At 32.4% G+C, this 25,939-nt stretch carries 26 protein-coding genes; 17 read left to right on the forward strand and 9 right to left on the reverse strand.

Translation table 11 applies throughout. The features are described 5' to 3' along the window. Nucleotides 1-5 precede the first annotated feature (5 nt). The 3 genes from LQ679_RS10285 to alsE are packed head-to-tail and all read left to right on the forward strand — an operon-like array spanning nt 6 to nt 2,273. Nucleotides 6-458 (forward strand): PTS sugar transporter subunit IIA, encoded by a 453-nt coding sequence (locus tag LQ679_RS10285; protein WP_206180488.1) that lies wholly within the window; start codon nt 6-8, stop codon nt 456-458. Nucleotides 459-474: 16 nt separating this feature from the next. Then, complete coding sequence (locus tag LQ679_RS10290; RefSeq protein ID WP_239762660.1) at nt 475-1,575, forward strand: PTS fructose transporter subunit IIC; 1,101 nt, start codon at nt 475-477, stop codon at nt 1,573-1,575. A 14-nt stretch (nt 1,576-1,589) separates the two neighbouring features. After that, the gene (gene alsE, locus LQ679_RS10295) at nt 1,590-2,273 is read left to right on the forward strand and encodes a D-allulose 6-phosphate 3-epimerase (RefSeq protein ID WP_107565806.1); all 684 of its coding nucleotides are present in this window, start codon (nt 1,590-1,592) and stop codon (nt 2,271-2,273) included. A 60-nt stretch (nt 2,274-2,333) separates the two neighbouring features. Here the strand turns inward: alsE and LQ679_RS10300 are convergent, their stop codons facing one another. The 3 genes from LQ679_RS10300 to LQ679_RS10310 are packed head-to-tail and all read right to left on the reverse strand — an operon-like array spanning nt 2,334 to nt 5,274. Continuing rightward, nucleotides 2,334-3,509 (reverse strand): ABC transporter permease, encoded by a 1,176-nt coding sequence (locus LQ679_RS10300; RefSeq protein ID WP_239762661.1) that lies wholly within the window; start codon nt 3,507-3,509, stop codon nt 2,334-2,336. Beyond that, on the reverse strand, nt 3,506-4,186 hold the full coding sequence (locus LQ679_RS10305) for an ABC transporter ATP-binding protein (RefSeq protein WP_126477357.1): 681 nt from the start codon (nt 4,184-4,186) through the stop codon (nt 3,506-3,508). The genes LQ679_RS10300 and LQ679_RS10305 overlap by 4 nt, the downstream gene beginning before the upstream one ends. Continuing rightward, nucleotides 4,183-5,274 (reverse strand): efflux RND transporter periplasmic adaptor subunit, encoded by a 1,092-nt coding sequence (locus LQ679_RS10310; protein ID WP_239762662.1) that lies wholly within the window; start codon nt 5,272-5,274, stop codon nt 4,183-4,185. Before LQ679_RS10310 ends, LQ679_RS10305 begins: the two co-directional genes overlap by 4 nt. 1,025 nt (nt 5,275-6,299) lie before the next feature. Between LQ679_RS10310 and LQ679_RS10315 the strand changes: the two genes are divergently transcribed. After that, a complete protein-coding gene (locus tag LQ679_RS10315) occupies nt 6,300-6,908 on the forward strand; it encodes a YIP1 family protein (protein WP_239762663.1) in 609 nt (202 codons plus the stop codon). Nucleotides 6,909-6,954: 46 nt separating this feature from the next. On the opposite strand, the gene LQ679_RS10320 is transcribed toward LQ679_RS10315, so the two are convergent. Further along, nucleotides 6,955-7,134, reverse strand: coding sequence for a VraH family peptide resistance protein (locus tag LQ679_RS10320; protein WP_037590087.1), 180 nt, complete (start codon nt 7,132-7,134; stop codon nt 6,955-6,957). 111 nt (nt 7,135-7,245) lie between these two features. Here LQ679_RS10320 and LQ679_RS10325 point away from each other — a divergent pair, with 111 nt between their 5' ends. Together LQ679_RS10325 and LQ679_RS10330 are read left to right on the forward strand one after the other, a co-directional pair. Beyond that, entirely contained in the window at nt 7,246-7,401 is a 156-nt protein-coding gene (locus tag LQ679_RS10325) for a hypothetical protein (protein ID WP_239762664.1), read from the forward strand. Between the two features lie 28 nt (nt 7,402-7,429). After that, entirely contained in the window at nt 7,430-7,591 is a 162-nt protein-coding gene (locus LQ679_RS10330; RefSeq protein WP_158258743.1) for a hypothetical protein, read from the forward strand. Nucleotides 7,592-7,681: 90 nt separating this feature from the next. Here the strand turns inward: LQ679_RS10330 and LQ679_RS10335 are convergent, their stop codons facing one another. Then, nucleotides 7,682-7,930, reverse strand: coding sequence for a DUF3923 family protein (locus LQ679_RS10335; protein ID WP_037590089.1), 249 nt, complete (start codon nt 7,928-7,930; stop codon nt 7,682-7,684). 141 nt (nt 7,931-8,071) lie between these two features. On the opposite strand from LQ679_RS10335, the gene lepB reads away from it, so the two are divergent. Together lepB and LQ679_RS10345 are read left to right on the forward strand one after the other, a co-directional pair. Continuing rightward, nucleotides 8,072-8,659 (forward strand): signal peptidase I, encoded by a 588-nt coding sequence (lepB, locus tag LQ679_RS10340; protein WP_025904440.1) that lies wholly within the window; start codon nt 8,072-8,074, stop codon nt 8,657-8,659. A gap of 62 nt (nt 8,660-8,721) precedes the next feature. Continuing rightward, a complete protein-coding gene (locus LQ679_RS10345; protein ID WP_204194506.1) occupies nt 8,722-9,732 on the forward strand; it encodes an aldose epimerase family protein in 1,011 nt (336 codons plus the stop codon). Nucleotides 9,733-9,812: 80 nt separating this feature from the next. On the opposite strand, the gene gabR is transcribed toward LQ679_RS10345, so the two are convergent. Next, entirely contained in the window at nt 9,813-11,195 is a 1,383-nt protein-coding gene (gabR, locus tag LQ679_RS10350) for a MocR-like transcriptional regulator GabR (RefSeq protein WP_239762665.1), read from the reverse strand. A gap of 101 nt (nt 11,196-11,296) precedes the next feature. Between gabR and gabT the strand changes: the two genes are divergently transcribed. From gabT to LQ679_RS10365, 3 genes are read left to right on the forward strand one after another with little or no spacing between them, the layout of a single operon-like run. Further along, nucleotides 11,297-12,583 carry a 4-aminobutyrate--2-oxoglutarate transaminase gene (gabT, locus tag LQ679_RS10355; RefSeq protein WP_204194508.1) on the forward strand — a complete coding sequence of 429 codons (1,287 nt, stop codon included), beginning with the start codon at nt 11,297-11,299 and terminating at the stop codon, nt 12,581-12,583. A gap of 31 nt (nt 12,584-12,614) precedes the next feature. Continuing rightward, nucleotides 12,615-14,006, forward strand: coding sequence for an APC family permease (locus LQ679_RS10360; RefSeq protein ID WP_239762666.1), 1,392 nt, complete (start codon nt 12,615-12,617; stop codon nt 14,004-14,006). After that, nucleotides 13,969-15,348: an NAD-dependent succinate-semialdehyde dehydrogenase gene (locus LQ679_RS10365; protein WP_239775097.1), complete on the forward strand. Its 1,380-nt coding sequence runs from the start codon at nt 13,969-13,971 to the stop codon at nt 15,346-15,348. The genes LQ679_RS10360 and LQ679_RS10365 overlap by 38 nt, the downstream gene beginning before the upstream one ends. Nucleotides 15,349-15,431: 83 nt before the next feature. Here LQ679_RS10365 and LQ679_RS10370 read toward each other — a convergent pair whose 3' ends face one another. The 3 genes from LQ679_RS10370 to LQ679_RS10380 form a co-directional block, all read right to left on the reverse strand. Further along, complete coding sequence (locus LQ679_RS10370) at nt 15,432-16,649, reverse strand: metal-dependent hydrolase family protein (RefSeq protein WP_159316158.1); 1,218 nt, start codon at nt 16,647-16,649, stop codon at nt 15,432-15,434. Nucleotides 16,650-16,666: 17 nt separating this feature from the next. After that, entirely contained in the window at nt 16,667-17,836 is a 1,170-nt protein-coding gene (locus tag LQ679_RS10375) for a hypothetical protein (protein ID WP_037590096.1), read from the reverse strand. Between the two features lie 220 nt (nt 17,837-18,056). Then, entirely contained in the window at nt 18,057-19,421 is a 1,365-nt protein-coding gene (locus LQ679_RS10380; protein WP_196307620.1) for an amino acid permease, read from the reverse strand. 497 nt (nt 19,422-19,918) lie between these two features. On the opposite strand from LQ679_RS10380, the gene LQ679_RS10385 reads away from it, so the two are divergent. The 6 genes from LQ679_RS10385 (at nt 19,919) to nagE (ending at nt 25,802) form a co-directional block, all read left to right on the forward strand. After that, on the forward strand, nt 19,919-20,557 hold the full coding sequence (locus LQ679_RS10385; RefSeq protein ID WP_049319534.1) for a TetR/AcrR family transcriptional regulator: 639 nt from the start codon (nt 19,919-19,921) through the stop codon (nt 20,555-20,557). Nucleotide 20,558: 1 nt separating this feature from the next. Continuing rightward, a complete protein-coding gene (locus LQ679_RS10390; RefSeq protein ID WP_239762668.1) occupies nt 20,559-21,455 on the forward strand; it encodes an ABC transporter ATP-binding protein in 897 nt (298 codons plus the stop codon). A gap of 1 nt (nt 21,456) precedes the next feature. Further along, nucleotides 21,457-23,049: an ABC transporter permease gene (locus LQ679_RS10395; RefSeq protein ID WP_239762670.1), complete on the forward strand. Its 1,593-nt coding sequence runs from the start codon at nt 21,457-21,459 to the stop codon at nt 23,047-23,049. 16 nt (nt 23,050-23,065) lie between these two features. Then, nucleotides 23,066-23,653: a helix-hairpin-helix domain-containing protein gene (locus LQ679_RS10400; RefSeq protein ID WP_239762671.1), complete on the forward strand. Its 588-nt coding sequence runs from the start codon at nt 23,066-23,068 to the stop codon at nt 23,651-23,653. An 80-nt stretch (nt 23,654-23,733) separates the two neighbouring features. Continuing rightward, complete coding sequence (locus LQ679_RS10405; protein WP_025904427.1) at nt 23,734-24,090, forward strand: zinc ribbon domain-containing protein YjdM; 357 nt, start codon at nt 23,734-23,736, stop codon at nt 24,088-24,090. A 221-nt stretch (nt 24,091-24,311) separates the two neighbouring features. Continuing rightward, entirely contained in the window at nt 24,312-25,802 is a 1,491-nt protein-coding gene (gene nagE / locus LQ679_RS10410) for an N-acetylglucosamine-specific PTS transporter subunit IIBC (protein ID WP_239762673.1), read from the forward strand. Nucleotides 25,803-25,939: the final 137 nt, after the last annotated feature.

The following is a 25,939-nucleotide window of genomic DNA, read 5'->3' on the forward strand; positions in this document are numbered from 1 at the left end:
GCCATATGAATTTAATAGATGTATTAGATGAGAACACAATCTTAACAGAACTTGAGACAAATAATAGAGAAGAAACTTTAGAAACACTCGTTCATTTATTTGATAAAGAACAATATATAGACAATCCAGATTCATTTTTAGAAGCAGTTTATAAAAGAGAGTCTGAAGGCGTAACAGGTATAGGTAACTTTGTGGCGATTCCACACGGGAAAAGTAGTAGCGTTAACAAAGTTGGTATTGCAATTGGCGTCTTAAAAGATGAAGTAGAGTGGCCATCTTTAGATGATACAGGTGCGAAAGTCGTTATTTTACTTGCAGTTGGTGAAGATAGCGACAATTCTAAAGAACATTTGAAACTCTTATCATTAATCGCAAGAAAGTTGAGTAATGATGAAGTGATTGAACAATTATTAAATTCTAAAAATAAAACAGAAGTTGTAGCAATTTTATCTAACTAACAAAGGGGGAGATAACGTGAAAACATTTTTTAATCAGTTGAATTTAAAAGGTCATTTACTTACGGCAATATCTTATTTAATTCCAGTTGTATGTGGAGCGGGATTCATGATTGCAATTGGGATGGCGTTAGGTGGAGATTCATCAACAGATTTGACGAAGACTGGCTATTCATTCTGGGATGTACTTGCAACATTAGGTGGTGTTGGACTGGGCATGTTACCAGTTGTTATTGCAACAGGTATCGCTTATTCAATTGCTGATAAACCGGGTATAGCACCTGGCCTCGTTATTGGTTTAACAGCTAATGCAGTTGGATCAGGTTTTATCGGAGGATTAATAGGTGGCTTCTTGGCAGGTTATCTTGTTGTATTAATTATTAAATATATCAAAATGCCAAATTGGGCAAAAGGTTTAATGCCGATGCTTGTAATTCCATTTATTGCTTCGCTTGTAGGTGGACTCATTATGGTCTATGTAATCGGAGCGCCAATTACACAATTTACGCATATTTTGACGGAGTATTTACAATCTCTAAGTGGTACTTCTAAATTAATTTATGGCATTATCATCGGTGTATTAGCAAGTGTCGATTATGGTGGTCCAATTAATAAGACAGTATTTGCTTTTGTATTAACACTACAAGCACAAGGTATTCATGAACCTATAACAGCATTGATTGTCGTTAACACAGCTACGCCAATTGGATTCGCATTTGCATATTGGATTGGAAGATTAATGCGTAAAAATATTTATAAAAAAGTAGAGGTAGAAACATTAAAAACAGCATTCCCAATGGGTATTATTGAAATTGTTGAAGGTGTCTTACCGATTGTCTTAAACGACATTATTAGATGTGTTATTGCTACAGGAATCGGTGGAGCAGTAGGTGGTGCGATTTCAATGGTGATGAACGCTGACTCGAAAGTACCGTTTGGTGGCATGTTAGCAATTCCAACAATGTCTCAGCCATTAGGTTTCGTCATCGCTATCGTAGCAAATGTTATTGTTACAGCTCTAGTACTTGTGCTACTTAAGAAACCTGTAAATGAATCAGAAGAAATGATCGATGAAATCGAAGAAGATGACATAGAATTAGGCGATATTAAAGTATACTAATGGAGGTTTAACACATGGAGAATGTAAAGTTTTCACCATCATTAATGACGATGGACTTAGATAAATTTAGCGAGCAGATTACATTTTTGAATCAGCACGTAGAATCTTATCATATAGATATTATGGATGGTCATTATGTCCCGAATATTACACTGTCACCTTGGTTTATTGAACAAGTGAAGAAAATTTCTGACGTACCTATTTCTGCGCATTTAATGGTCACGGAACCTTCGTTTTGGGTGGATGAATTATTAAAAGTAGATACAGATTATATATGTATACATGCAGAAGTCGTCAATGGTGTTGCTTACCGATTGATTCATAAAATTCATGATCATGGTAAAAAAGTAGGGATTGTATTAAATCCAGAAACACCCATTGAAGTGATTAAACCATATATTCAATATTTAGATAAGATCACAATTATGACCGTTGACCCAGGATTTGCTGGAGAAAAATTTATCGATGAAACATTAGATAAAATAGTAGAATTGAGAAAGTTAAGAGACGAGCATCAATACAAATATTTAATTGAAATGGATGGTTCTTCAAATAAGAAGACATTTAGTAAAATTCAAAAAGCCAATCCAGATATTTATATATTGGGAAGAAGCGGGTTATTCGGTTTAGATGAACGTATCGATGAAGCATGGCATAAAATGAAAGCAGATTTTAATGATGCATTAACTGAAGTATAATGAATAAAACCGCCACATGAGTTGAATGATAACTCATGTGGCGGTTAAATTTTATTTAAACTATTTAATAATATCTATTAATTCTTTCTTAGATGCTGATCTTGCTGGTATCCAACCAAAGACAATACCAATTAATGTTGAAACGCCGACAGCAAGTAAAATAGATCCTAGACTCACAACACTTTGAACCATATCAGGCGTAACGGCTTCTACAAGTTTAGAAATCAAAATACCTATGATTAATCCGATAATGCCTCCAATCAGACATAGCACGATACTTTCTATTAAGAATTGTATTTCAATGTCTCGACCTTTAGCTCCAAACGCACGTCTTATCGCAATTTCTTCTGTACGTTCAGCGACTGAAATATACATAACGTTCATCACACCTATACCCGCAATGAATAATGAAATACCTGCTACTGCTGCAACAAAGTACGTAATGGCATCGAATACTTGTGTGATATTTTTCATGATTTCTTCCATATCTGAATATTGATAACTACCTTCGCTCATACCTGAACCTCTTTTATTTAAGAGCTTAGCTGCCTTATTAGCAATTTCTTTTTTGTTGTCATCGTTATCTACTTTTAATTCAAGCTGTGGAAGTTCCTGACTTAAGTCGCCCATATATCGATTGAATGTTTCGCTTGGCATATTTACTGTATTTTCATACATAGGATTATTGACAATACCTACAATTTTAAATCCTTGGTCATCTATAAATAACGTCTTACCAATCGCGTCACCTTTGAACGCTTTTTTAGCGATCGTTTGATCGATTGTGACGACTTTTTCTTTCAATTCATTATCTGATTGCGTGAATCCTTTACCTTCAGATGCATTATCGACATGGTCTTTCTTAAAGATATTGATGTCAGATTGCTTTTGTGAATTGGTCATTTTTGCCCCATAACTTTGACTGTCATCTTCTTTAATTTTAGCATCTGTGACACCGTCTATTTGTTTGACGAGATCAATATCTTGTTTGTCGAATGGATTTTCTTTAGAGCCTTCCATATTTTCAGGCATGAAGCTAATCATAGCTTGTCCTTTACTCGCACCCGTATCTGCAAATTCATCAGATGCTGTCTTTTTAAAACCATTACCTAAAGACATAATGGTAATGACTGCAGCTATACCGATAATAATACCAATCATCGTAAAGATGTTACGGCGTTTATTCTTCATGATAGATTTGAGAGAGACTGATATGATATTCGGTAAGTTCTTCATTCTATCACCTCTTCTCGCTGAACACGGCCATCTAATATATGTATCACGCGATCAGCTTGTTCAGCTACTTTACGATCATGCGTAACAATAATCATGGTTGTATTTTGTTCACGATTAAGTCGCACAAATAAATCCATAATATCTTTAGAAGTTTGAGAATCAAGCGCACCTGTTGGTTCATCAGCAATAATGAATTTAGGTTTATTGACAATCGAGCGCGCGATGGCGACACGTTGTTGTTGACCACCCGATAACTTATTCGGTACAAGATGTTTTTTATCTGCAATTCCAACGTCTTTTAAGACAGATTCAACACGTAGTTTACGTTCTTTTGAAGACATTCCTGAATATAATAGGGGGATACTAACATTCTCCATAATCGTATTATTTTGTATCAATTTAAAATTTTGAAAGACAAATCCGACTGTTTTATTTCTAATAAAGGCAAGTTTATTATCTGAAACTTGTTGATAATTCTCATTATCAAACAGATATTCACCTGTGTATCCTCTATCTATAAACCCTAAAATATTAATCAATGTACTTTTCCCTGAACCAGAAGGGCCCATAATCGCGATAAATTCACCTGTATCAATAGATATATTAATATCTTTCAATATATGATTTGTTTCTTCTCCGTTTTTAAAGTGTCGATTCACATTAACTAAATTAATCATGATGCTATCTCAACCTTTTCACCATTATTTAATGTTTTCTTAGGTGAAATGATCAGTTTATCTCCAGATTTAAGTCCTTTCTCAACATATATTTCACCATTTTGTCGTTTAATATTAATATGTCGTTTATGAACTTTATGATTTTTATCGACAACAAATACATGGTTACCTTTTGTTAATACAGATTTAGGTAATTTAATCGTATCTAAAGGAATCTCGCCTTCAGTTGAGAAACCACTACGAACAGAAATGTCTAATTTACCAATCGTTACTTGGTATTTAGAATTACCTTTTCCAATGCTTGGATTATTTGAAACAGGATTAGAAGTCTGCGTTGTTTCACTTTCTGGATCAGCAGTATTCATCGATTCACTTTGGTTACTATCATTATAACTTGTAGGTAATTCAGAAATCTTTGTCACTTTCCCTTTACCTTCTTCACCAGTACTGTTCACAGTTACATTAACTGCATCGCCAACTTTAATTTTAGTAATATCAAATTCTGATACAGAAGTTTTGATTTGAGGTTCGCTCGCGACTAATTTTAAAATAGCTTCACCACTGTTAGCGTCATTATCATTTTCCATTTCGACTTTACCATCAAATGAAGCATACATACTTTCATTTACTTGACGATCGTACTGCGATAATTGCTTGTTAGCTTCACTTAATGTATTTAAATCTTTAGATAAAGTGTTTTGTAAATCATTATTGTTCGGTTGCTGATTTATATTTTGATAGTCTTGATCCACTTTGTTTTGTGCAGCATTTACTTTATCTTGTAAACCTTGGCGCTTTTGATCATTCACATTATAGTTAATCAATTGATCACCTTGTTTAACAGATTGACCATCATCAACAACAGTACTCACAAATTCACCTAACTGATCATTATTGTTATAAGTTTTAATTTTAGTAGGTGCAGCCTTACCAGAAATACTTAAAGGAGATTCCTTTTTAACTTTATATGTATCATAACCGTCTTTTTTATCGTCTGTATCATTTGTCGTTTGTTTTACAATAAGCGCAACAATAACTAACAAAATGATAACGATAATCCCGATTATCCAAAATAATTTACGCTTCAACTTATTCCACTCCTATATATTTTTATTCTCACATGGGAAATGTTATCACAGTTAGGAACAATAAAAAATAATACTTATGAGATTTAAGAATATTAAATTTGTAATTAATTATTCATGTTTTTTTATGTAATTCACAAACAATAGTGGAATCATACATGATTGATAGAGCGTAAAATTAAAAATATCCATAAAAAAGCACAAAAAAATAACCATCGCTAACTTTGGAAAAATCGATGGTTATATGGTGAATCCCCCTTTTAAAGAAGGTGGGTGACACCTGTGAAATTGGTTTAGTATTAATAAGTAATAATAGCCATAAAAAATAATTGTTTTTAACTTTGGAGGTTTAAATGGTTATTTTTAACATAATCAAAAATCCACCGTCTTTTTGACGGGCTCACAGGCAACGTGTGACAGCACGTTGCCTTTTTATGCATATATTATACAATAAATACAAATATTTTGTCTATAACAACCTAAAAATAATGTTACAAATAATGGGAATTTGGTATAATATAACAGAGCAAGTTAGATAGATGGTGGCTAATCTCTTAAATGAAGGGGTGATGCCTATGATAATGGTTTCAACTCCTAGAAAGGAGTAATATGACTGATTATGAAATACTAATGATTGTTATTTCAATCATTAGTTTAGTACTAATTAGTAACAATAACCATAAAAAATAACCATCGCTAACTTTGATCGGTTCGATGGTTAAATTTATTAAACTTTAACTTTTGAAACAGTCACCGTCTTTTTAACGGGCTCACAGGCAACGTGTGACCGCACGTTGCCTTTTTCATTTACATAATAGCATAATTTGGTATATTTTGTCTATTTCTGTTGAGTGATCATATGAATATTTAATTTGCATAGTTCTTTAAGAAGTACATGAATATCATATTCTATGCAAAAATTAAATAACGATTATAAAATTTAAGAATATTAATTATATAATTAACTATTTTATTAATGCTTTATGAATGTTAACCTTAAATTATACAAAAAGCAAAGGAGTATAGTGATGAAACGTTCAAATTTATTATTTGCACCAACTTTAAACAACTATAGAGAACGACCTAAGTGGTTGTTAAATATGATTTTGGTCATTATTTTATCAGTTGCTTCAATATGGATTACATCAATAACAACTGATCTTACTGCTGATTTAAAAGAAGCTGGATTAAGTGAAACTGAAATTGATCAAATGTCTACATTTACTACAGTATTTGCGTACATAGGTGGTATTTTAGCACCAATTATAGGGATTGCCTTTTCATTTCTAATTTTTCTTATTATCTCAAAAATTATGAAATCTGATGTGAAAGCTTCAAGTTTATTTGCAGCTGCAACGTTTGTAAAATTAATTACAACAATCTTTAATTTCATTGTTTTAGCTATTATAGCAATTGTTGGTTTAGATCCAGTTAAACACTCTATTACAAGTTTGGCAGTATTTAGCCAAAGTAATGATTATCTCGATGTATTTGATTTATCAACATTATTAGCAGCTTATTTATTTGGAGTTGTATTATATGCAACAAGTAGATTTAAAGGAAAGACAGCAGTAATATGGACTGTGATTTATCTTGTTGTCGTAATTGGAATAGGTTTAATTCAAGCAAGTATATAATGAATTGATCAATAAAGCCCGTTTTCAAGAAAACGGGCTTTAAATATTATTTATAATTTTTTAAGTAATACGCGCCACCTAAAAGTCCGACAGGAATTCCAAATAAAGGTGTGATTAAGACACTTAAGACAACAACCGCAACTAGTACAACTGCTATATTATAGCTTGTTAATTCTAACTCTAATAAGTCATCGTAGCTTTGTTTAATTAATTCTTTAACTTTCATACGTAACACTCCTTAAACTTTTTTCATAGCGTTATTTTTCTGATTATATAACATTATACCATTTATGACATTTTATGGTAAAATAATATACTAAATGAGGAGGTGTGTCATATGGGTTTTTATATAATGTTACTTTCAATTATATTAGGTTTAGTGATTGTAGTAGTTGGCATAAAACGTAGAAAAGAACATAATATTTATAAAGGATCTATAGTTGTTGGTGCGGTTCTTATTATCTTTGCTATTTATTTAGGATGGCCAAAATAAAGAATAATGTACTAAAGGGTGAATCTTTATGAAACAAATTATTTTATTAATATTAATAGCAGGTATACTTCCAGTTATCGCAACTAATTTAGAAGGAAGTTTAACCAATTTATCTGCAGTATTATGGGGAGTTTCAATATTTCTCTTTATAATAGCTGCATATAAAGTAGCAAAAAGGGTCAAGAATTGATATAGCTCTTTTAATTAAAAACAAACGATACACTCTATGACTTTATCTCTTATCTAAGTGAAAGTGACGGAGTGTATCGTTAATTTATATTTACATATTTTGATTTTGAGCTTTTAACTTTTTAGAAGTGATGAGATTGACGATTAACCAAACGAGTTGTGTTAAGAATGGAATGATAAAAAGTGTTGCCATGATACCGATAGAGAACCATTTTATTTCTGTTGTTTGCACAGCTCCAGTGGCATCAACTTCTCTAAACCATAAAAAGATTGAGAACGTTAAAAATGCACCAACTTCAATGATAGTTAAAATCCACCACAATATCCAAGATACTTTCATGAGAATACCTCTTTTCAGTATAATATAATAATGTAATATTATCATTTAAATATTAAATGAGCAATAAAGGGAAGAATGCTTGAATATATGCTATCGTTTGAAAAACATGTAAATAATAGTATGAGTTTGAGGAGGGTTATAGTGGTTAAGAATTTAATGGAATGGGTTGCGTCTATCGTTGTTGCTATTGTTGTGGCGTGGCTTATTACGACTTTTTTATTTAGTAGATATGAGGTGCATGGACAGTCTATGTATCCTACGTTTAATGATAAAGACAATTTGATTGTTAGTAAAATTTCGAAAACGCTTGGTACGATTGATAGAGGTGATGTGATTATTTTTCATGCGAATGAAGAAAAGGATTATATTAAGAGATTAATAGGTGTACCTGGTGACACTGTCAGTTATAAGAATGATCAATTATATATTAATCATGAAAAAGTTGCAGAACCTTATTTAGATTTTAATAAAAAGCATAAATTTACGGAGTATTTAACGGAAAACTTTGATGTTTCAGATACAAAAAATTCTGATGGTGAAAAAGTAATTCCAGAAGGTAAATATTTAGTCCTCGGTGATAATCGTTTGAATAGTAACGATAGTCGCCAAGATGTTGGACTCATTACCGACGAACAAATTGTAGGGAAAGCTAAATTAAGAATTTTACCAACGAATAATATGAAATATGACTTTTACGCTGATTCGTTTGATCATGTAAATGAGAATTGATTGGAACAATATGCTAAACTTTAACTAACTGCATGTACACTTTATAGAATAGGATGAGGCTAATGTCATTTGAGATTGAGACTTTAGATAAAGAGAAGAATATAGATTTGATTACAATCTATGATGAGCGTTCAAAGATTCAATTTACGAATTTTGGTATGCGGATTGTCGATTGGAAAATTGATGGTAGATCCGTTATCCTTGGTCCGACTGAAAGTGATGATTTAATAGAATATTATGAGCAAAATCCTTATTTCTTTGGTGCGACTGTTGCAAGATATGGTGGAAGAATTGAAAATGGTCAGTTTGTATTAAATGGTGAATCCTATCAGCTTGAACAAAATGATGGTGTTCATAATTTACATGGTGGCTCTAACGGTTTATATACTCAAGTGTGTGATTATGACATTGTTAATGAAGATGATATTGTTCGCATTGTATATCATGTAGAATTGAAACATTCAGTTGATCATTTCCCAGGTGATATTAACATGACCGTAACACATCAATATGATTTAACAAATTTGAAATGGACAATTATATATGAAGCAACGAGTACTGAAGATACTTTATTGAATCCGATGAATCATGTGTATTTTAATTTGAATGAAACAAATGCTTCTATTGAAAATCATCAACTTCATCATAACGTTCAATTCTATCCGCTTAAAGATAATCAAATTGTGGAATCTCTTGATACAGAGAATATTAATGTAGAAATTGGGAAAGATAGTATAACTTTTAAAGATATATTCGACAGTGGATTTCAACAAATCAATCAATTTAATGGTATTGATCATCCAGTGACATTAGAAGATGGTACTTTCAAAGTGTCGAATGATGAATTGGAACTTGAAATGACGACTGATCAGAATGAAGTTGTCATATTTACATTGAATGATGTAGATTGGAATGATCATGAAGACTCTATTAATGTACATAGTGGCTTTACATTAGAAACGCAATCACTACCTAATGATATTAATTTATTAAATGAAGCAGCACCATCAATTTTAAGAAAAGGCGACACATTTAATAGTGTCACAAGTTATCAAATCAATTATAAGAAATAGTATATATAATAGAAGACAATCATACTTTCATGACCAAACTTGTTTAGAAGCGTTGGTTATGAAAGTATTTTTTTTATTTATCAATGACTTTCATAAATAATGTCTTTTAATTTTAAAATAGCAGGTTCGATATCTTTTCGATTTATTTTCGCAAACCCGATAATGAGTGTCTTAAATGGTGTGTTTTCAGGTTCATCAGCCATGAAACGTCTAATCGTATATAATTCTATATCGTGGTCATGCGCCTTCTGTTCAATTTCTTGATAACTTAAGTCCGTCTTAATATTAATTAGAAAATGTAGTCCTGCTTCCATGTCGTATATCGAGACGTCTTCTTTAAATGCTTTTTTTAATACTTTTAGAAAAAGCTCTCTCTTTTCAGTATAAGTATGATGCATCTTACGAATATATTTCTCATAGTTTCCAGATTTAATAAATAAATGAAGCGCGTAAGCATTGATTAAGCTTAAATCTGTAATGGATGTATCTGTTATCGCATCGAATTTATATAAAAGTGGATAGGGTAAGACCATATAGCTTATTCTCAAACTTGGCATTAATGTTTTCGCGAATGTACCCAAATATATGACACGTTCATTCTTATCTAAACTATATAATGAAGGAATATTGTCTGTACCATATTTATATTCACTATCATAATCGTCTTCTATAATATATTTATTATGTTCAGTTACCCAGTTGAGTAATTCAATTCTTCTTGAAATTGGCATAATCGTACCTGTTGGAAATTGATGTGAAGGTGTTGTCACGACAAAGTCAGGCTTAGCCTGTTTCACATGTTCAACAGATAATCCTTTGTTGTCTAGTGGAATATTAACGACATCCTGTCCCATGCCGATAAATAGCTTTCTCATCCTTGAATAGCCGGGATTTTCGATAGCAATTTTTTGATTGTTTGAAATTGCTTTGAATAAGCTACTGAGTAAGTTCGCTGTACCTGATCCGACAATGATTTGTTCAGGGTAACAGACGACACCTCTTTTGTATGAAATCAATTGAGCGATTGATTTTCTTAGTTCAAGCGGTCCTTTATAAACAGGAATTTCTGACATTTCATGTTTGAAAAGGTGAAAAGCTTCTTTCACATATTTTGACCATAAGTCTATTGGAAATTGTGAGATATCGGTTGTCATATGCGATAAAGAATAACGATATGAAGATTTAATTTGAGTTGGGCTATTGTTTAAAGGTTGCGTAATATGTTGATCTTGAATGATTAACTTATTTAATGCTTCAACAAAGTAACCTTGTCTTTCCTTTGTGTAAATATAACCCTCAGCAAAAAGTTGTTCATAAGCATTCTTAACAGTGTTAATACTGACATTTTGATCGATTGAAAGTTGTCTTTTAGATGGTAATTTTTCGTGACTGTTATATTTCTGAGAGAGTATATCTTGTTTTAATTTGAGATAAATTTCTCTATATTTGTAAGTTTGAGTCATATCGTTCGCCCCTCTGGTACTATTAAAAATTAAAAACTGGTACTTTTCATTATACCAATCTTTTTTTAATATGTACTAAATAAACAATAGGAGGGATTTTGATGGGTAAGACTCAAGAACAATTAGAATCTTTACGTAACGAATATGTAGCAAGAGGTGTCAGTAATGGTAATACACATATTGCTGATTTTGCAAAAGGGGCAACAGTTACAGATAAAGACGGTACAGAGTGGATTGACTTTGCAGGAGCAATCGGAACATTAAACGTTGGTCATTCACATCCTAAAATAACTGAACATTTAAAAAACGAGCTTGAAAGATTTATTTTACCTGGTTTCAATGTGATTATGTATGAAAGCTATATTAAATTAGCAGAGAAATTAGCAGAAATTACACCAGGTGACCATAAAAAGAAAACAGTATTACTAAATTCTGGTGCAGAAGCAGTAGAAAACGCTGTGAAAATCGCTAGAAAATATACAGGTAGACAACAAGTTGTATCATTTATTAGAGGTTTTCATGGTAGAACAAATTTAACAATGTCTATGACAAGTAAAGTAAGACCATACAAATTTGGGTTTGGCCCATTTGCACCAGAAGTATATCAAGCACCATATCCTTATTTAGCAGATAAACCTGAAGGATTAAGTGATGAGGCATACATAGATTCAGTCATTAAAGATTTGAAGAATTTCTTTATCGCAACAGTGGATCCTTCAGAAGTGGCATGTGTAGTGATTGAGCCAGTACAAGGTGAAGGTGGATTTATCATTCCAGATAAGAAATTTATCCATGCATTAAAAGATATTTGTGAAGAACATGGTATTGTATTTATTGCAGATGAAATTCAAACAGGCTTTGCACGTACTGGTAAGACATTTGCAATTGAGCATTTTGATGTTATTCCAGATTTAATGACTGTATCAAAATCTCTAGCAGCAGGATTCCCATTAAGTGGTGTTGTTGGACGTAGTGAAATTATCGATAGCCCAAATCCAGGCGAAATTGGTGGTACATATGCAGGAAATCCACTTGCATGTGAAGCGGCATTAAAAGTAATTGAAATTATTGAAGAAGAAAACTTAAATGCTAAAGCTGAACAACTTGGTGCAACGATTCAATCAAGATTAGAAGCATTTAAATTAGAACATTCATTTATAGGAGATATTCGTAGATTAGGCGCAATGGTCGCAATGGAAATTGTTGATCCAGAAACGCAATCACCTGATAAAGTTAAAACGTCACAAATTGTTAAAGCAGCAAATGAAAATGGTTTATTATTATTATCAGCTGGTATTAACGGAAATGTGATTAGATTTTTAGCACCATTAGTCATTACAGATCAAGAATTAAACAAAGGATTATCAATCTTAGAATCTAGTCTTTAAGAAATTTGACTAATAAAAATGGGGTATAATTATGAATTCTCAATTTAATAAATCAATGAACATAGCAGACGTATTATTTCTCGCGATTGGCGCCATGCTTGGATGGGGCTGGGTTGTTCTTTCGGGAGAATGGATTTCACAAGCAGGATTTCTAGGTAGTATTATCGCATTTGTAATTGGTGGATTATTAGTAATTTTTATTGGATTAACATATGCAGAGCTTGCCTCTGCAATTCCTGAAACAGGTGGCGGATTTGTCTTCGTTAAGAAAGCATTTAGTCCAGGTGTAGCATTTATATCTGGTTGGTCAGTGTTATTTGGCTATGTATCTGTTATTACATTTGAAGCAGTCGCATTGCCAACTGTTATAGATTATGTCATACCATTTGAACATTCTGGTTTATTATGGAATTTAGCTGGATGGGATGTTTACTTAACTTGGGTACTTATCGGTTCTATAGGTAGTGTTATATTAACGTCATTAAACTACTTTGGCGTTAAACCAGCTGCAGTTATGCAGACTGTATTTACAATATTTATTGTTGGCGTAGGTTTATTATTATTCTTTGGTGCAGGATTCAATGGTGACTTTACACATCTGAAACCATTATTTAATGGTGGTGTAGGTGGAACAATGTCTGTTCTGATCATGATTCCATTCCTATTTGTAGGGTTCGATGTTATTCCACAAATAGCTGAAGAAGTAAAAGCACCTTCTAAAAAAATTGGTGGTATTTTAGTTGTCTCTATCATAGCATCGGTTATCTTCTATTTATTAATTGTGTTTGGTGTTGCAACAGGTTTAACACCAAGTCAATTAAGTACAAGTGAATTAGCTACAGCAGATGCAATGGTGAATTTATTTGGATCAAGTGGATTTGGTATATTACTCGTATTAGGTGGAATTGCAGGTATTATCACAAGTTGGAATGCATTTATTATCGGTGGTAGTCGTATTTTATATGCGATGGCGAAAAATAATATGATTCCTAACTGGTTTGCATACATTCACCCTAAATACAAAACACCAACACACGGTATTATTTTCCTTGGTGTATTAGCATTTGTTGCACCTTTATTAGGTCGACCTGCATTAGTATGGATTGTTGATGCTGGTGGCATCGGTGTTGTATTAGGTTATTTCTTAGTTGCTTGTGCATTTTTGAAATTAAGAAAAAGTGAGCCTAACTTAGAAAGACCATATCGTATTAAAAGTGGTAAAGTAGTCGGTTGGATTGCTGTTATTTTAAGTATTGCATTTATCGCAATTTATTTACCAGGAATGCCTTCATCACTTATTTGGCCACATGAATGGATTATCGTATTCGTATGGTATGGCATAGCAGCAGTCTTATATTTAACAAAATCAAAAGGGGATGAAGTATTTGAAACAGCTAAAAGTATACAATCCAGCAACGAATGAAGTCGTTAAGTCGATTCCTTATACTTCTGAAGAAGAAGCTATTCAACAAATTGATAAAGCACAAGTTGCATTTGAATCATGGCGTGAAAAAGACGCACATGAACGTTCATCTCTTTTATTAAAATGGTATCAATTAATTGATGAACATAAAGAAGAATTAGCAGAATTAATTACATTAGAGAACGGTAAACCTTATAAAGAAGCATTAGGCGAAGTTGCCTATGCGAATAGTTACATTCAATGGTATCAAGAAGAAGCAAAACGTATTTATGGTAAGACAATACCTGCTAATCAAAAAGGTAAAAAAATTATCACTGATCCGTTCCCTGTAGGTGTTGTTGGTGCAATTACACCTTGGAATTTCCCAGCAGCAATGATTGCGAGAAAAATGGCGCCAGCATTAGCAGCAGGTTGTACAATTGTTTGTAAACCGGCTTTAGAAACACCGTTAACGACGATAAGAATGGTTGAATTGGCACATGAAGCGGGTATTCCTAAAGATGCCATTCAATATGTTGTATTAAGTGGTAAAGACGCAGGTAGAATATTTACTGAAAGTCCAATTATACAGAAGATAACATTCACTGGATCTACACCAGTTGGTAAACATTTAATAAAAGATTCTGCAAATACAGTTAAAAATGTCACGATGGAATTAGGTGGATTAGCACCAGTTATTGTTCATAAAGATGCAGATATTGAACTTGCAGTTGATCAAACAATCGCGACTAAATTTAGAAATTCAGGTCAAACTTGTATAAGCGCAAATAGAATTTATGTACATCAAGATATAGAACAAGCTTATACAGAACGTTTAACTGAAAAAGTAAATGCATTAAATGTAGGAAATGGCTTAGAAGAAGGCGTTGAAATGGGACCTCTCATTAATCAACAAGCTGTAGATAAAGTCATTGACCAAATTGAAGATGCTGTTCATCATGGTGGAGAATTGTCATTACCATTAGAACAATTAAAATTAGGTGGAAATTTCTTAAAGCCAGTCGTTATTAGACAAGCGAATCTTGATATGAAAGTGATGCACGAAGAAACATTCGGTCCAATCGCAGCAGTCATGGCATATGAAGACTTAGATGAAGTTATTAAAGTTGCCAATGATACAGAATATGGTTTAGCCGCTTATTTCTTCACGAATGACTATCGTACAGGATTTGATATTTATAAGAAGCTTGATTTCGGTGTGATAGGTTGGAATGATGGTGCGCCATCAGCAGCGCATGCACCATTTGGAGGATTTAAAGAAAGTGGATATGGTCGTGAAGGCGGTATCGAAGGTATTGAACCTTATTTAGAAACTAAATATTTATCAATCGGTAATATGTAATAAATGAACCCCCTAAAAGTGACAACTTTTAGAGGGTTTTCATATGTATCTATTTCTAGAATACATTTTTAAATACTATGATATTATCTAATGTCTTTGACGATTTGACCGTCTATTGAAACAACTTTAATGTTATTTGGATCTCTTAATACTTTGATATCTTCTAAAGGATTTTGATCTAGTAAAATAAAGTCTGCTTTCTTGCCTACTTCAATTGTACCTAAGTCTTCGTCATAACCTAAACATTCAGCAGCTGTCTTAGTAGACGAAACAATGGCTTCCATTTCTGTCATGCCGTGTTCAACCATAAGCTCTAATTCTCTTAAATTAGTTCCATGTTTGAAGACACCTGCATCAGTACCCATTGCTATTTTCACACCAGCTTGATGGGCTTTTTTAAAGCTATCAATATGGTCTTGCATGACTTGTTTAGATTTCTTAATAGAATTTTCACTCATACCTAGTTCTTCAGCGAATTCTATAACGGAAAGAGGTGCGAGTAATGTAGGTACGAGATACATTTCTTTTTCTTTCATTAATTGAACAGCTTCATCATCTAAATAGATACCATGCTCAATTGAGTGAATGCCTGCTTCTATACATTGTTTAACACCTTGCAACCCTTGAGCATGCGCCATAACTTTTCGATTATTTCTAAATTGAGCTTCTTCTACAATGACTTTTAATTCTTCTAATGAGAATTGCGTATAATCTGGATGGTCAGTTGCACTTGTTACACCACCCGTTGCATGTACTTTTAATACATCAGCACCAGCTCTTAACATTTCGCGTGCTTTTTTACGGACTTCATTCACACCATCACATATACCACTCGGTAATCCAGGATAGCCATCTTGCAAAATAGGGAGTTGTATACCAGATTTAGTATAACTGTCTCCATGGCCACCTGTAATGGTTAATGCGTTAACACTTATTTGTAAACGTGGTCCGAGTATTAAACCATCATTCACAGCTTCTTTTAAACCTAAATCTGCGCCTAAAGCATCTCGAACGGTTGTAACACCTGCATCAACTGTTCGTTTTAAATGATCAATTGCTTTGTAGAAGTTATATGAAAAAGGTGTAGCTAATCTTCTCTCTAAAGGTTCCATTTCCAACATAACATGTACGTGACTATCAATCATACCAGGTAATAGATATTGACCATTTCCTTCTATTATATTATCGCCATTTAAATGAGTACCAATTTCAGAAATGACATTATTTTCAACCTTTATATCAACACCTCGTTGAATGTCTTTTCCAGTACCGTCTATTAAATTGATGTTTTTTATAATCATATCTAAGTCCTCCTCAATTACTTAATAAAGTTCATTAATATAGATGTTAAAATAACAGATGCTACTGTAACTGTTGTAAACCCACCAATAATCATTGGGCTCAATAACTCATTAAATACATCTTCTCTGTCTTCCTCATTATCAGTAACAGATCGACTGACTTCTTCACATAAAATAAAATCACCTGGGAAACCATATAATGCGGTTAAAGCAACAGGTAATGCTTTAGTTGGTTTCCATCCAATTAATTTAGCACCGATAAATCCACCAATTAAAATACCAATTGTACCTATAACAAGAATAGATAAAATAGCAGGTAGGTATTCCCATAAATCATGTGGTTTAATGCCGCCCATAGAACCGATAACGATTAAAATGATAATAACCATCATAATTGTAAATGATTGATTACGTTCCAGTTCTTTTTGTTCAAATAATCCAATTTTCAAACCGATGACACCAAATAATAAACTGATGAGCGTGAAATGAATGCCTGTTACTTCACCAATCATGAAGGCAATACTTGCTAAGAAGAACATAATAAAGAGTCTGATGACATTGTTTTGAAGTAACGGATTCTTATTAAATATCGTTTCTTTCTTGGATTCATTTTTATTAGAAATATTAGCGACATTTTTATCTGAATGTCTATTTGCTAAGTAATATTTTGAATAGCGCTTCATAAGAATAGAACTTAATGGCATACCAATAACACCTTGAAGTGCCTGAACGATAGCTGGTAAAACAATAAGATTTGCCAATCCTAAATCTTGAAGCTTTTCGACTGTGATGAGCAGCGCGACGATACCTCCAGCAATAGGTCCAACACCTGAAGCGGCAGTACGGAAATCAAATAGGAGCGTAACGAAGACTAATATTAAGGTTGTAGAACCCAATATACCTAATATTGATATAACAACTGCTTTCCATTGTGATTTAAGTATATGAAGCGGCATCATTGTACCCATATGCATGATAACTGGTGCAATAATAAGCGCACCAAGTGAGGGTAAAATGGCATTATCTAATATCTTTTCAGGTAAGACGCCTGCCCAAGATAAAAGCAAGTAACTGACCATTGCTGTTAAGAGCATTGGTACACGAGCCTTTGTAAGATAAGATATAATTTCCCCGAGAACGATTAATGCGAATAGTATTGTTGCTGAAATAAGCGGTTCACTAACCATTAGCATTCCCTCCTTTTTAAAGTTAATAGTCAAACTTTAGCATATCTAAATCAAGAAGTTAATAGTATTTTCTAAAAATTTAGAATATATAGATAAATATTACACTATTAATTGCATTCAATATATAACAAGAATTTAAATATTATTCGATGGTATATAACATTTGTTCAATAAAAAAACAGCAAACATGTCATATGACGATGTTTACTGTTTATAAGATTTATTCATTTGAAGTAGATTGCTTGCGCTGATTCAAATAATAAACAACAAGCAATAGTATAATCCATAATGGTGAGTACATTAATGCTGTACGTGTATCATTTGCAAAGAACAAAATAACTAATACAAATACAAAGAATATTAATGCAAGATATGATCCAATCACACCAAATGGGTTTTTGAATTTAGATTTTTCATGTAAAGATTTATCTTCTTTTCTAAATTTGATATAGCAAATTAAAATGATAGACCAAATAAAAATAAAGAATATCGTAGCCAATGTCGTAACGAGTGTAAATACATCATCCGGTATAAAATAATTTAATATCGCAGCGAAGAATAATACAACACCTGAGAAGATTAATGCTGGATAAGGGACACCACGTTTATTTGTCTTGCTTAATCCTTCAGGAGCATGACCTGTTTGACCTAAACCATAAACCATACGACTATTACTGAATAATCCACTGTTTGCAGCACTAGCAGCTGAAGTTAACACAACAAAGTTAACAATACCCGCAGCAGCTGGAATACCAGCTAATACAAATAAATTAACAAATGGACTTTCAGCAGGATCAATTTTATTCCAAGGTGTAATACTCATAATGATTAATAAACTTAATACATAGAAAATTAAAATACGAATACCGATAGAATTAACCGCTTTAGGTAAATTCTTTTCAGGATCTTTCGTTTCACGTGCTGTAACACCTACAAGTTCAATTCCTACAAAGCTAAATACCGCCATTTGGAATGCCAGTAAGAAGCCCATAGCACCATTTGGGAAGAAACCATTATGACTATATAAATTATGAAATCCGGATTGAATACCTGTACTAGATTTAAATCCATTAAATATCATCCATAAACCTATAACAATTAATAATATAATGGCGATAATTTTAATAAGCGCGAACCAGAATTCGACCTCACCAAATAATTTAACAGTCATAAGATTTAAACCTAAGAGTATAACAACAGTCGCAATTGCAGAAACATATGCAGGAACATCAGGATACCAAAACTGAATATACTTAGCCACCGCCGTAATATCCGCTATACCCGTTGCAACCCAACAAAACCAATACGTCCATCCAGTTAAAAACCCGAATAAAGGACCTAAATAATGTTCAGCAATATCAATGAAAGAATTATAGTTACTATTTGAAAGTAATAATTCCCCTAAAGCTCTCATCATAATAAATAAGAAAAAACCAATAATAATATAAACTAATAAAATAGATGGACCCGCTAATGAAATACTCTTACCAGCCCCAAGAAAAAGACCGGTACCAATCGCGCCACCAATAGCAATTAACTGAATATGCCGGTTAGACATACTTCTTTTTAACTCATGATTTTCCATTTTCTATTCGCTCTCCTTAGATGCAATAAAACATATGTAAACAATAAGATTTAAAAAACAATATAAAAAGCATTATACTACGATTATTTGTATTTTGCATATTAATATAAATAAATGTTTTTAAATGTAAGACAAAGGTGAGGATATATAACACGATGAGTAATGTAAGTTTACTCATTTTATGTACTTATAATTATTTGATATAGAATAAGAATAACTTAAACAAAGGAGGAGGTTTCTTATGTTAACAAGTATCTTACAACCAATCGTAGATTTGATTACAGCTTTAGGTCTTTAATTTAAATTGGATTTATTTTTTATCTGTGTATGCAAACAAAGGGGTCAGTACATAGTGCTGTAAGTACTAAAAAAGCCACCAATTCGTATTTTGCGAATTGGCGGCTTTTTTATTTAGTAATAATAATTGACCAATGTGGTCGATAGCGTTATGATGTAGTCGACCGAACTGGTCTAATATATTTCGGAAGGTGTATATGATGAATGATGCATTCTATAACTTAGATGAAGAAAAGCGTCAAAAAATAATCAATTCAGGGCTGATGGAGTTCTCTAATTATGGCTATCAACAAAGTTCTACGAATCGTATTGTTGAAAATGCTGGTATTGGTAAAGGGATGCTTTTTTATTACTTTAAAAATAAAAAAGGACTATTTAAATTTCTTGTGGATTATTCATTAGATTTCATTGAGGAATATTATTTTAAACAGATTGATACTTCTGAGAAAGATATTTTTAATAGGTTAGTTAAACAAGCAAAAATAAAATCTAATTTAATGACGATTCATCCTCATATGTCGAAGTTTTTAACGAAAATTGTTCTGGAGGAATCTGAACATCATTATATATCTGAAGAACAAGACCAACATATTAAACAATTACAAAGTAAAGTTCAAAATGCTCTATTTGAAGATTTAGATAAGGATCTTTTTAAAGATAATTTAAATGTTGAAATGTCTATCAATATTATAAAGTACTCGATTGATGGTTTAGCAGAATCTATGAAGACACGAATAACGCATCAAATGATCGAGCAGAATGATTATCAAAGCTTTTATGATGAATTCGATTTATATATAAAGGAAATGCGTAAAATCTTCTATAAGGATCGTGATTAATATGACATTGTTAAAAGTAAATGATGTTACGAAGACGTTTGGTAAATTTAAAGCTTTAAACGGTGTAAATTTCACTGTTGAAGAAGGAGAAATATTTGGTTTTATTGGTCCGAATGGTTCAGGGAAATCTACGACCATTAAAGCAATTTTAGGGATGCTTAAACCTGATTCTGGTACTATTGAGGCATTTGATAAAGATGCTTGGAAAGATGCAGTTCAAATTCATAAACAAGTTGCCTATGTTCCAGGTGATGTGAATTTGTGGCCAAACTTAACAGGTGGAGAAGTGATAGATTTATTTCTGAAATTAAGTGGCACTAAAAATAATGAGAAAAGAGATGAACTAATTAAAAAATTTGATTTAGACCCTACTAAAAAATGTGGGTCGTATTCTAAAGGTAATAGACAGAAAGTTGCACTTATCGCTGCATTTACTACTGATGCACAACTGCTTATATTAGATGAACCTACATCTGGATTGGATCCTTTAATGGAACAAGTATTCCAATCATGTGTATTAGAAAAGAAAAAAGAGGGCAAAAGTGTTCTATTATCAAGTCATATATTAAGTGAAGTAGAAAAACTATGTGACCGAGTCGGCATTATTAGAAAAGGTGAAATCGTAGAAATGGGAACGTTGGATGATTTGAGACATTTAACGAGAATGCATTTCGTCGTTCAGTCTAAAGAAGCTTTAACAGATTTAGAAGAGCAAGATGGTGTACATGATATTTCTAAAGAAGGAGAGACGTATCATTTTCAAGTGGATTCAGAGCAAGTTTCTAATATTATTAAATATTTAAGTCGATTTGAGTTGCTGAAATTAGAAAGTATGCCACCTACATTAGAAGATTTATTTATGAGACATTATGGTGTGAATATTGAAAGAGGTGAGTAATATGAATAATCTCTTTAGCGGTGTTGGACAATTAACGTTATTTTACCTCAAGACTCATAAATGGAAAATGCTGTTTTGGATATTAGGTATTGTCGTTTTAACAGTTATCATTCCATCAACATTTAAAAGTATGTATCCACACCAATCAGATATGCAACCAATTGTTGAAACTTCTAAAAATCCTGCAATGGAAGCAATGTTAGGACCAGGTCAATTTGAACACGTATCAGTTGGTGTGTTATTTACACACGAGATGTTACTATTTACAGGTATTCTCGTTGCAATAATGAGTATTTTACTTGTTTCAAAAAGTACAAGAGGAGATGAATCTGCAGGTCGTATTGAAATGATTAGAGCATTGCCAGTTGGAAAAGTATCACCTCTCGTAAGTGCACTTATTGAGATGATTATTGTGAATATCATGATAACCATTTTGATTATGGTGATATTACCTTTAATGAATATTGATAGTGTGGATTGGCAAGGTTCAATTGTTTATGCAGTTTCATTAGGGGCAATTGGTATTCTATTTGGTATGATGACAGCTATATTCGCACAGTTAACTGAAACAAGTAGTAGTGTTACAGGCTATAGTATTACAGTACTGCTCTTAAGCTATTTAGTGAGAGCGGTTGGTGATGTCATAAATGAAGATATTTCTATGGTTTCACCTCTAGGATGGATTACAAGAACGTTTGCTTATTCTGAAAATAATTGGTGGCCAATCGTCATAACTTTGATAACGGCTATTATATTATTGATGATAGCGATGATACTTTATTTTAGAAGGGATATAGAGTCTGGCATACTGCCTTCTAAACCAGGTAAAAGAACTGCACATAAACTATGGTTATCTCCACTCGGTTTACAACTTAAATTGTATAAAGTAGGGCTTATTTCCTGGGCAATAGGAATGCTTGTATTTGGGGCTTCATATGGATCAGTATTTGGTGAGTTAGACGATTTTATCAAAGATAATGAAATGTTGCAGCAAATGGTAGCTGGTAAAGGTGATCATTATATAGAAGCATTCTTACCTATTTTAATGATTATAATGGCTATCGTATCAACAATACCTGCACTATTAAGTTTATACAAAATAAAAAACGAATTAGATACTCATCGAATAGAACTTATAATGTCTCGACCTATTTCAAGAATTAAATTGTTGAGTAGTTATTTAGTTGTTTCATTATTTAATGCTATTTTTATGATTTTTATAGCTGCATTCGGTTTGTATATTGCCCAAGCATCTGTGTTAGATGATCCATTTAGTTTTTGGACAATAATAAAGGCAGGGATTGTGCATATACCAGCCATTATATCTTTCGTAGCACTCGGTGTTGTACTTTTAGGATGGTTTAATAAAGGACACTTTATTGTTTATTTATATTTAACTTATACATTTTTTGTCGTTTACTTAGGACAATTGTTAAATATTAAAGACTGGTTAAAAGATATAACGCCATTTCATCATATTCCTGAAATACCTGTTGAAGATATGAATTATTCGGGTATAAGTATATTAATCATAATATCTATAGTGCTCATCATGATTGGATTTATAGGGTTTAAACGAAAAGACATTTCATAAAGGGAGCTGTGTTCGGATGACAAATTTGCCGAAAATAGGGAAACCAGCAACAAATGCTTTGAATACGATCAACATTACGACGTTAGAACAGGTTGCTCAATTAGATGAACATAATTTGGCGAAACTACATGGTATGGGACCAAAAGCAATAGGCATTTTGAAAGAAGCATTAGTAGAACAAGGGTTATCATTTAGTCAATTAGATGATGATTTAAAAAATGTAAAATTCACTGTACTGGGAGATTTAAAATGTGATAATGCACCAAAAAGAAGAATTATTAGAGACATTGTGATTGCTTCACTAGTTGGTGATGAAAAGTATCTCACTGAATGGCTAACAGATGATTTAGTATGGAAAGTACCGGGTTCTTTTGAATTAAAGGGTAGAAAAGCATTTTTAGAAGAAATAAATGAACACTTGCAAAAAGTATCTAGCCTTGAAATTAAATCAATGCTTACGCACGGTAAAGAAGCTTCTTCACATGGCACAATTATATTGAATTCTGGTGAGGAAATTTATTTTGCTGAAATGTATGAATTTGAAAATCATAAAAAAGATGCTAAAGTAAAAGCGATTACGTCATATATCATCATGAAACCTTAAATTTATGAAAAATCCAATACCAGTATTTATGAAAATGTGATAAATTATAGAGGTTATTATAAACTTTCGGAGGTTGAAAGATGGAAGCAACATTACCAAATTGCCCTAAATGTGATTCAGAATATACTTACGAGGATGGACAATTTTATATTTGTCCTATGTGTAATCATGAATGGTCTATAAACGACGAAGATGCATCAAATGAAGAAAACACAGTTATTAAAGATGTAAATGGTGTTGAATTAAATGATGGAGATACTGTAACGGTCATTAAAGATTTAAAAGTAAAAGGATCATCTAATTCTATTAAACAAGGTACAAAAGTTAAAGGTATCAAATTAGTAGACCCAGAAGATGGTCATGACATTGATTGTAAAATACCTGGCTTTGGACAAATCGGATTGAAGTCATCAGTTGTTAAAAAAGTGAATAAATAAGCGTATAAGAGTCTGAAACATTGAAATTGTTGCAGGCTCTTAATTTTTTAGAAAGTATGTTGATATAAATATTAACGAAATGCTTATTATTTTTTGTTAAAAATTATTAATTGATTATTTTAAGTTTTTGAAATATTAATTCGTTATATACATCAAATGTTTTTTGTGGTAAATATGTAATAGAGATTACGTTTCCAACAAATATATAAGGGGAGAAAAATATGAAGGCTTATATGCAAAAATTTGCACAGTCTCTAATGCTACCTATTTCCATTTTACCGGTAGCTGGGTTACTTTTAGGTATCGCATCTTTTATTGATTCAGGTGCAATTAACGGGGAAGGAAATAGCGTTGCGAACTTTTTAGCAAATGGTGGTTTAGCCGTTATTAATAATTTACCAATACTATTTGCAGTAGGGTTAGCATTCGGTATGTCTAAAGATAAAAATGGAGCAGCTGCACTTAGTGGACTTGTATCATTTTTAGTGGTTACACAAGTACTAAAGCCAGAAGCAATGGCGAAAGTATTGCATATTGCTGAGGATAAAGTTGATATCGCATTTACGGGTATTAGTAATGTATTTATCGGGATTATTTGTGGTCTAGTTACAGCTGCAATTTACAATAGATTTAAAGATACGAAATTACCAACAGCGTTTGCTTTCTTTAGTGGTAAACGTCTTGTGCCGATATTATCAGCGGCGGCAATGTTAGTGATTTCTATCGCGCTTATGTTTATTTGGCCACCAGTATATAATGGATTAGTGTCATTTGGGGAAATGATTTCTAAACTTGGTCCTCTTGGGGCAGGGTTATACGGATTCTTTAACCGTTTATTATTACCATTTGGATTGCATCATGCGTTAAACCAAGTATTCTGGTTTGATATTGCAGGTATTAATGATATTGCAAACTTCTGGTCTAGTAAAGGTGAAGCGGGTATAACTGGTCGATACCAAGCAGGCTTATTCCCAATTATGATGTTTGGATTACCAGCTGCAGCATTAGCGATTTGGAAAAATGCTGAAAAGCGTAACAGAAAAGTAGTAGGTTCTTTAATGGTTACAGCAGCGATTGCTTCATTCGTAACTGGTATCACAGAACCATTAGAATTCTCATTCTTAGTAGCAGCACCGATGTTATTTGGAATTCATGCGTTATTAACAGGTATTTCATTATTTATAGCAGCAACATTCCATTGGACTGCAGGATTTACATTTAGTGCAGGATTAATAGATTATTTATTAAGTTTAAGTATTCCAATTGCGAATAAGCCATTAATGTTACTTGTCCTTGGTTTGATTATGGGTGTCGTATACTTCGTTGTATTTGATTTTGCGATTCGTACATTTAATCTTAAGACACCAGGTAGAGATGGCTTAATGGAAGAAGCGGCAAAGCAAGATCCTAGTCTTGAAGAAGATGAAGCGGGTACTTCAACAAACAATAGTGGTGTGAAAGTTTCTAATAAGACAAAGCTTATATATGAAGCAATTGGTGGTAATGATAATATAGAAGTTATCGATCACTGTGCAACAAGACTTCGTCTAACTTTAGAAGATACAAGCGTTGTTGATCAAGAAAAAATCAAACAATCTGGCGCATTAGGAAACAAAGTAATTAGTGATAAAAATATCCAAATTATTATTGGAACTGATGTACAATTTACAGCAGATGAACTGATGCAAATGCAACAAAATCAAGGTCATTAATTGAATATATCAATATTTAAACAGTAGACATTCATTTTTATAATTTGAATGCCTACTGTTTTTTTATTTATAATAATAACAATTTTGAACAAATATGAACAAAAAATAATGATAAATGTGTGATTTTTTACTTTTAT

The sequence above is a fragment of the Mammaliicoccus sp. I-M35 genome, assembly GCF_022386455.1.
Lineage (GTDB): Bacteria > Bacillota > Bacilli > Staphylococcales > Staphylococcaceae > Mammaliicoccus > Mammaliicoccus sciuri_A.

Bases quoted from the DNA above. Each gene is read 5' to 3' on its own strand.
- LQ679_RS10285 (WP_206180488.1), top strand. From the start codon at position 6: ATGAATTTAATAGATGTATTAGATGAGAACACAATCTTAACAGAACTT.
- alsE (WP_107565806.1), top strand. From the start codon at position 1,590: ATGGAGAATGTAAAGTTTTCACCATCATTAATGACGATGGACTTAGAT.
- LQ679_RS10300 (WP_239762661.1), bottom strand. From the start codon at position 3,509: ATGAAGAACTTACCGAATATCATATCAGTCTCTCTCAAATCTATCATG.
- LQ679_RS10305 (WP_126477357.1), bottom strand. From the start codon at position 4,186: ATGATTAATTTAGTTAATGTGAATCGACACTTTAAAAACGGAGAAGAA.
- LQ679_RS10315 (WP_239762663.1), top strand. From the start codon at position 6,300: ATGAAACGTTCAAATTTATTATTTGCACCAACTTTAAACAACTATAGA.
- LQ679_RS10320 (WP_037590087.1), bottom strand. From the start codon at position 7,134: ATGAAAGTTAAAGAATTAATTAAACAAAGCTACGATGACTTATTAGAG.
- LQ679_RS10325 (WP_239762664.1), top strand. From the start codon at position 7,246: ATGGGTTTTTATATAATGTTACTTTCAATTATATTAGGTTTAGTGATT.
- LQ679_RS10330 (WP_158258743.1), top strand. From the start codon at position 7,430: ATGAAACAAATTATTTTATTAATATTAATAGCAGGTATACTTCCAGTT.
- LQ679_RS10335 (WP_037590089.1), bottom strand. From the start codon at position 7,930: ATGAAAGTATCTTGGATATTGTGGTGGATTTTAACTATCATTGAAGTT.
- LQ679_RS10345 (WP_204194506.1), top strand. From the start codon at position 8,722: ATGTCATTTGAGATTGAGACTTTAGATAAAGAGAAGAATATAGATTTG.
- gabR (WP_239762665.1), bottom strand. From the start codon at position 11,195: ATGACTCAAACTTACAAATATAGAGAAATTTATCTCAAATTAAAACAA.
- gabT (WP_204194508.1), top strand. From the start codon at position 11,297: ATGGGTAAGACTCAAGAACAATTAGAATCTTTACGTAACGAATATGTA.
- LQ679_RS10360 (WP_239762666.1), top strand. From the start codon at position 12,615: ATGAATTCTCAATTTAATAAATCAATGAACATAGCAGACGTATTATTT.
- LQ679_RS10370 (WP_159316158.1), bottom strand. From the start codon at position 16,649: ATGATTATAAAAAACATCAATTTAATAGACGGTACTGGAAAAGACATT.
- LQ679_RS10375 (WP_037590096.1), bottom strand. From the start codon at position 17,836: ATGGTTAGTGAACCGCTTATTTCAGCAACAATACTATTCGCATTAATC.
- LQ679_RS10380 (WP_196307620.1), bottom strand. From the start codon at position 19,421: ATGGAAAATCATGAGTTAAAAAGAAGTATGTCTAACCGGCATATTCAG.
- LQ679_RS10385 (WP_049319534.1), top strand. From the start codon at position 19,919: ATGAATGATGCATTCTATAACTTAGATGAAGAAAAGCGTCAAAAAATA.
- LQ679_RS10390 (WP_239762668.1), top strand. From the start codon at position 20,559: ATGACATTGTTAAAAGTAAATGATGTTACGAAGACGTTTGGTAAATTT.
- LQ679_RS10395 (WP_239762670.1), top strand. From the start codon at position 21,457: ATGAATAATCTCTTTAGCGGTGTTGGACAATTAACGTTATTTTACCTC.
- LQ679_RS10400 (WP_239762671.1), top strand. From the start codon at position 23,066: ATGACAAATTTGCCGAAAATAGGGAAACCAGCAACAAATGCTTTGAAT.
- LQ679_RS10405 (WP_025904427.1), top strand. From the start codon at position 23,734: ATGGAAGCAACATTACCAAATTGCCCTAAATGTGATTCAGAATATACT.
- nagE (WP_239762673.1), top strand. From the start codon at position 24,312: ATGAAGGCTTATATGCAAAAATTTGCACAGTCTCTAATGCTACCTATT.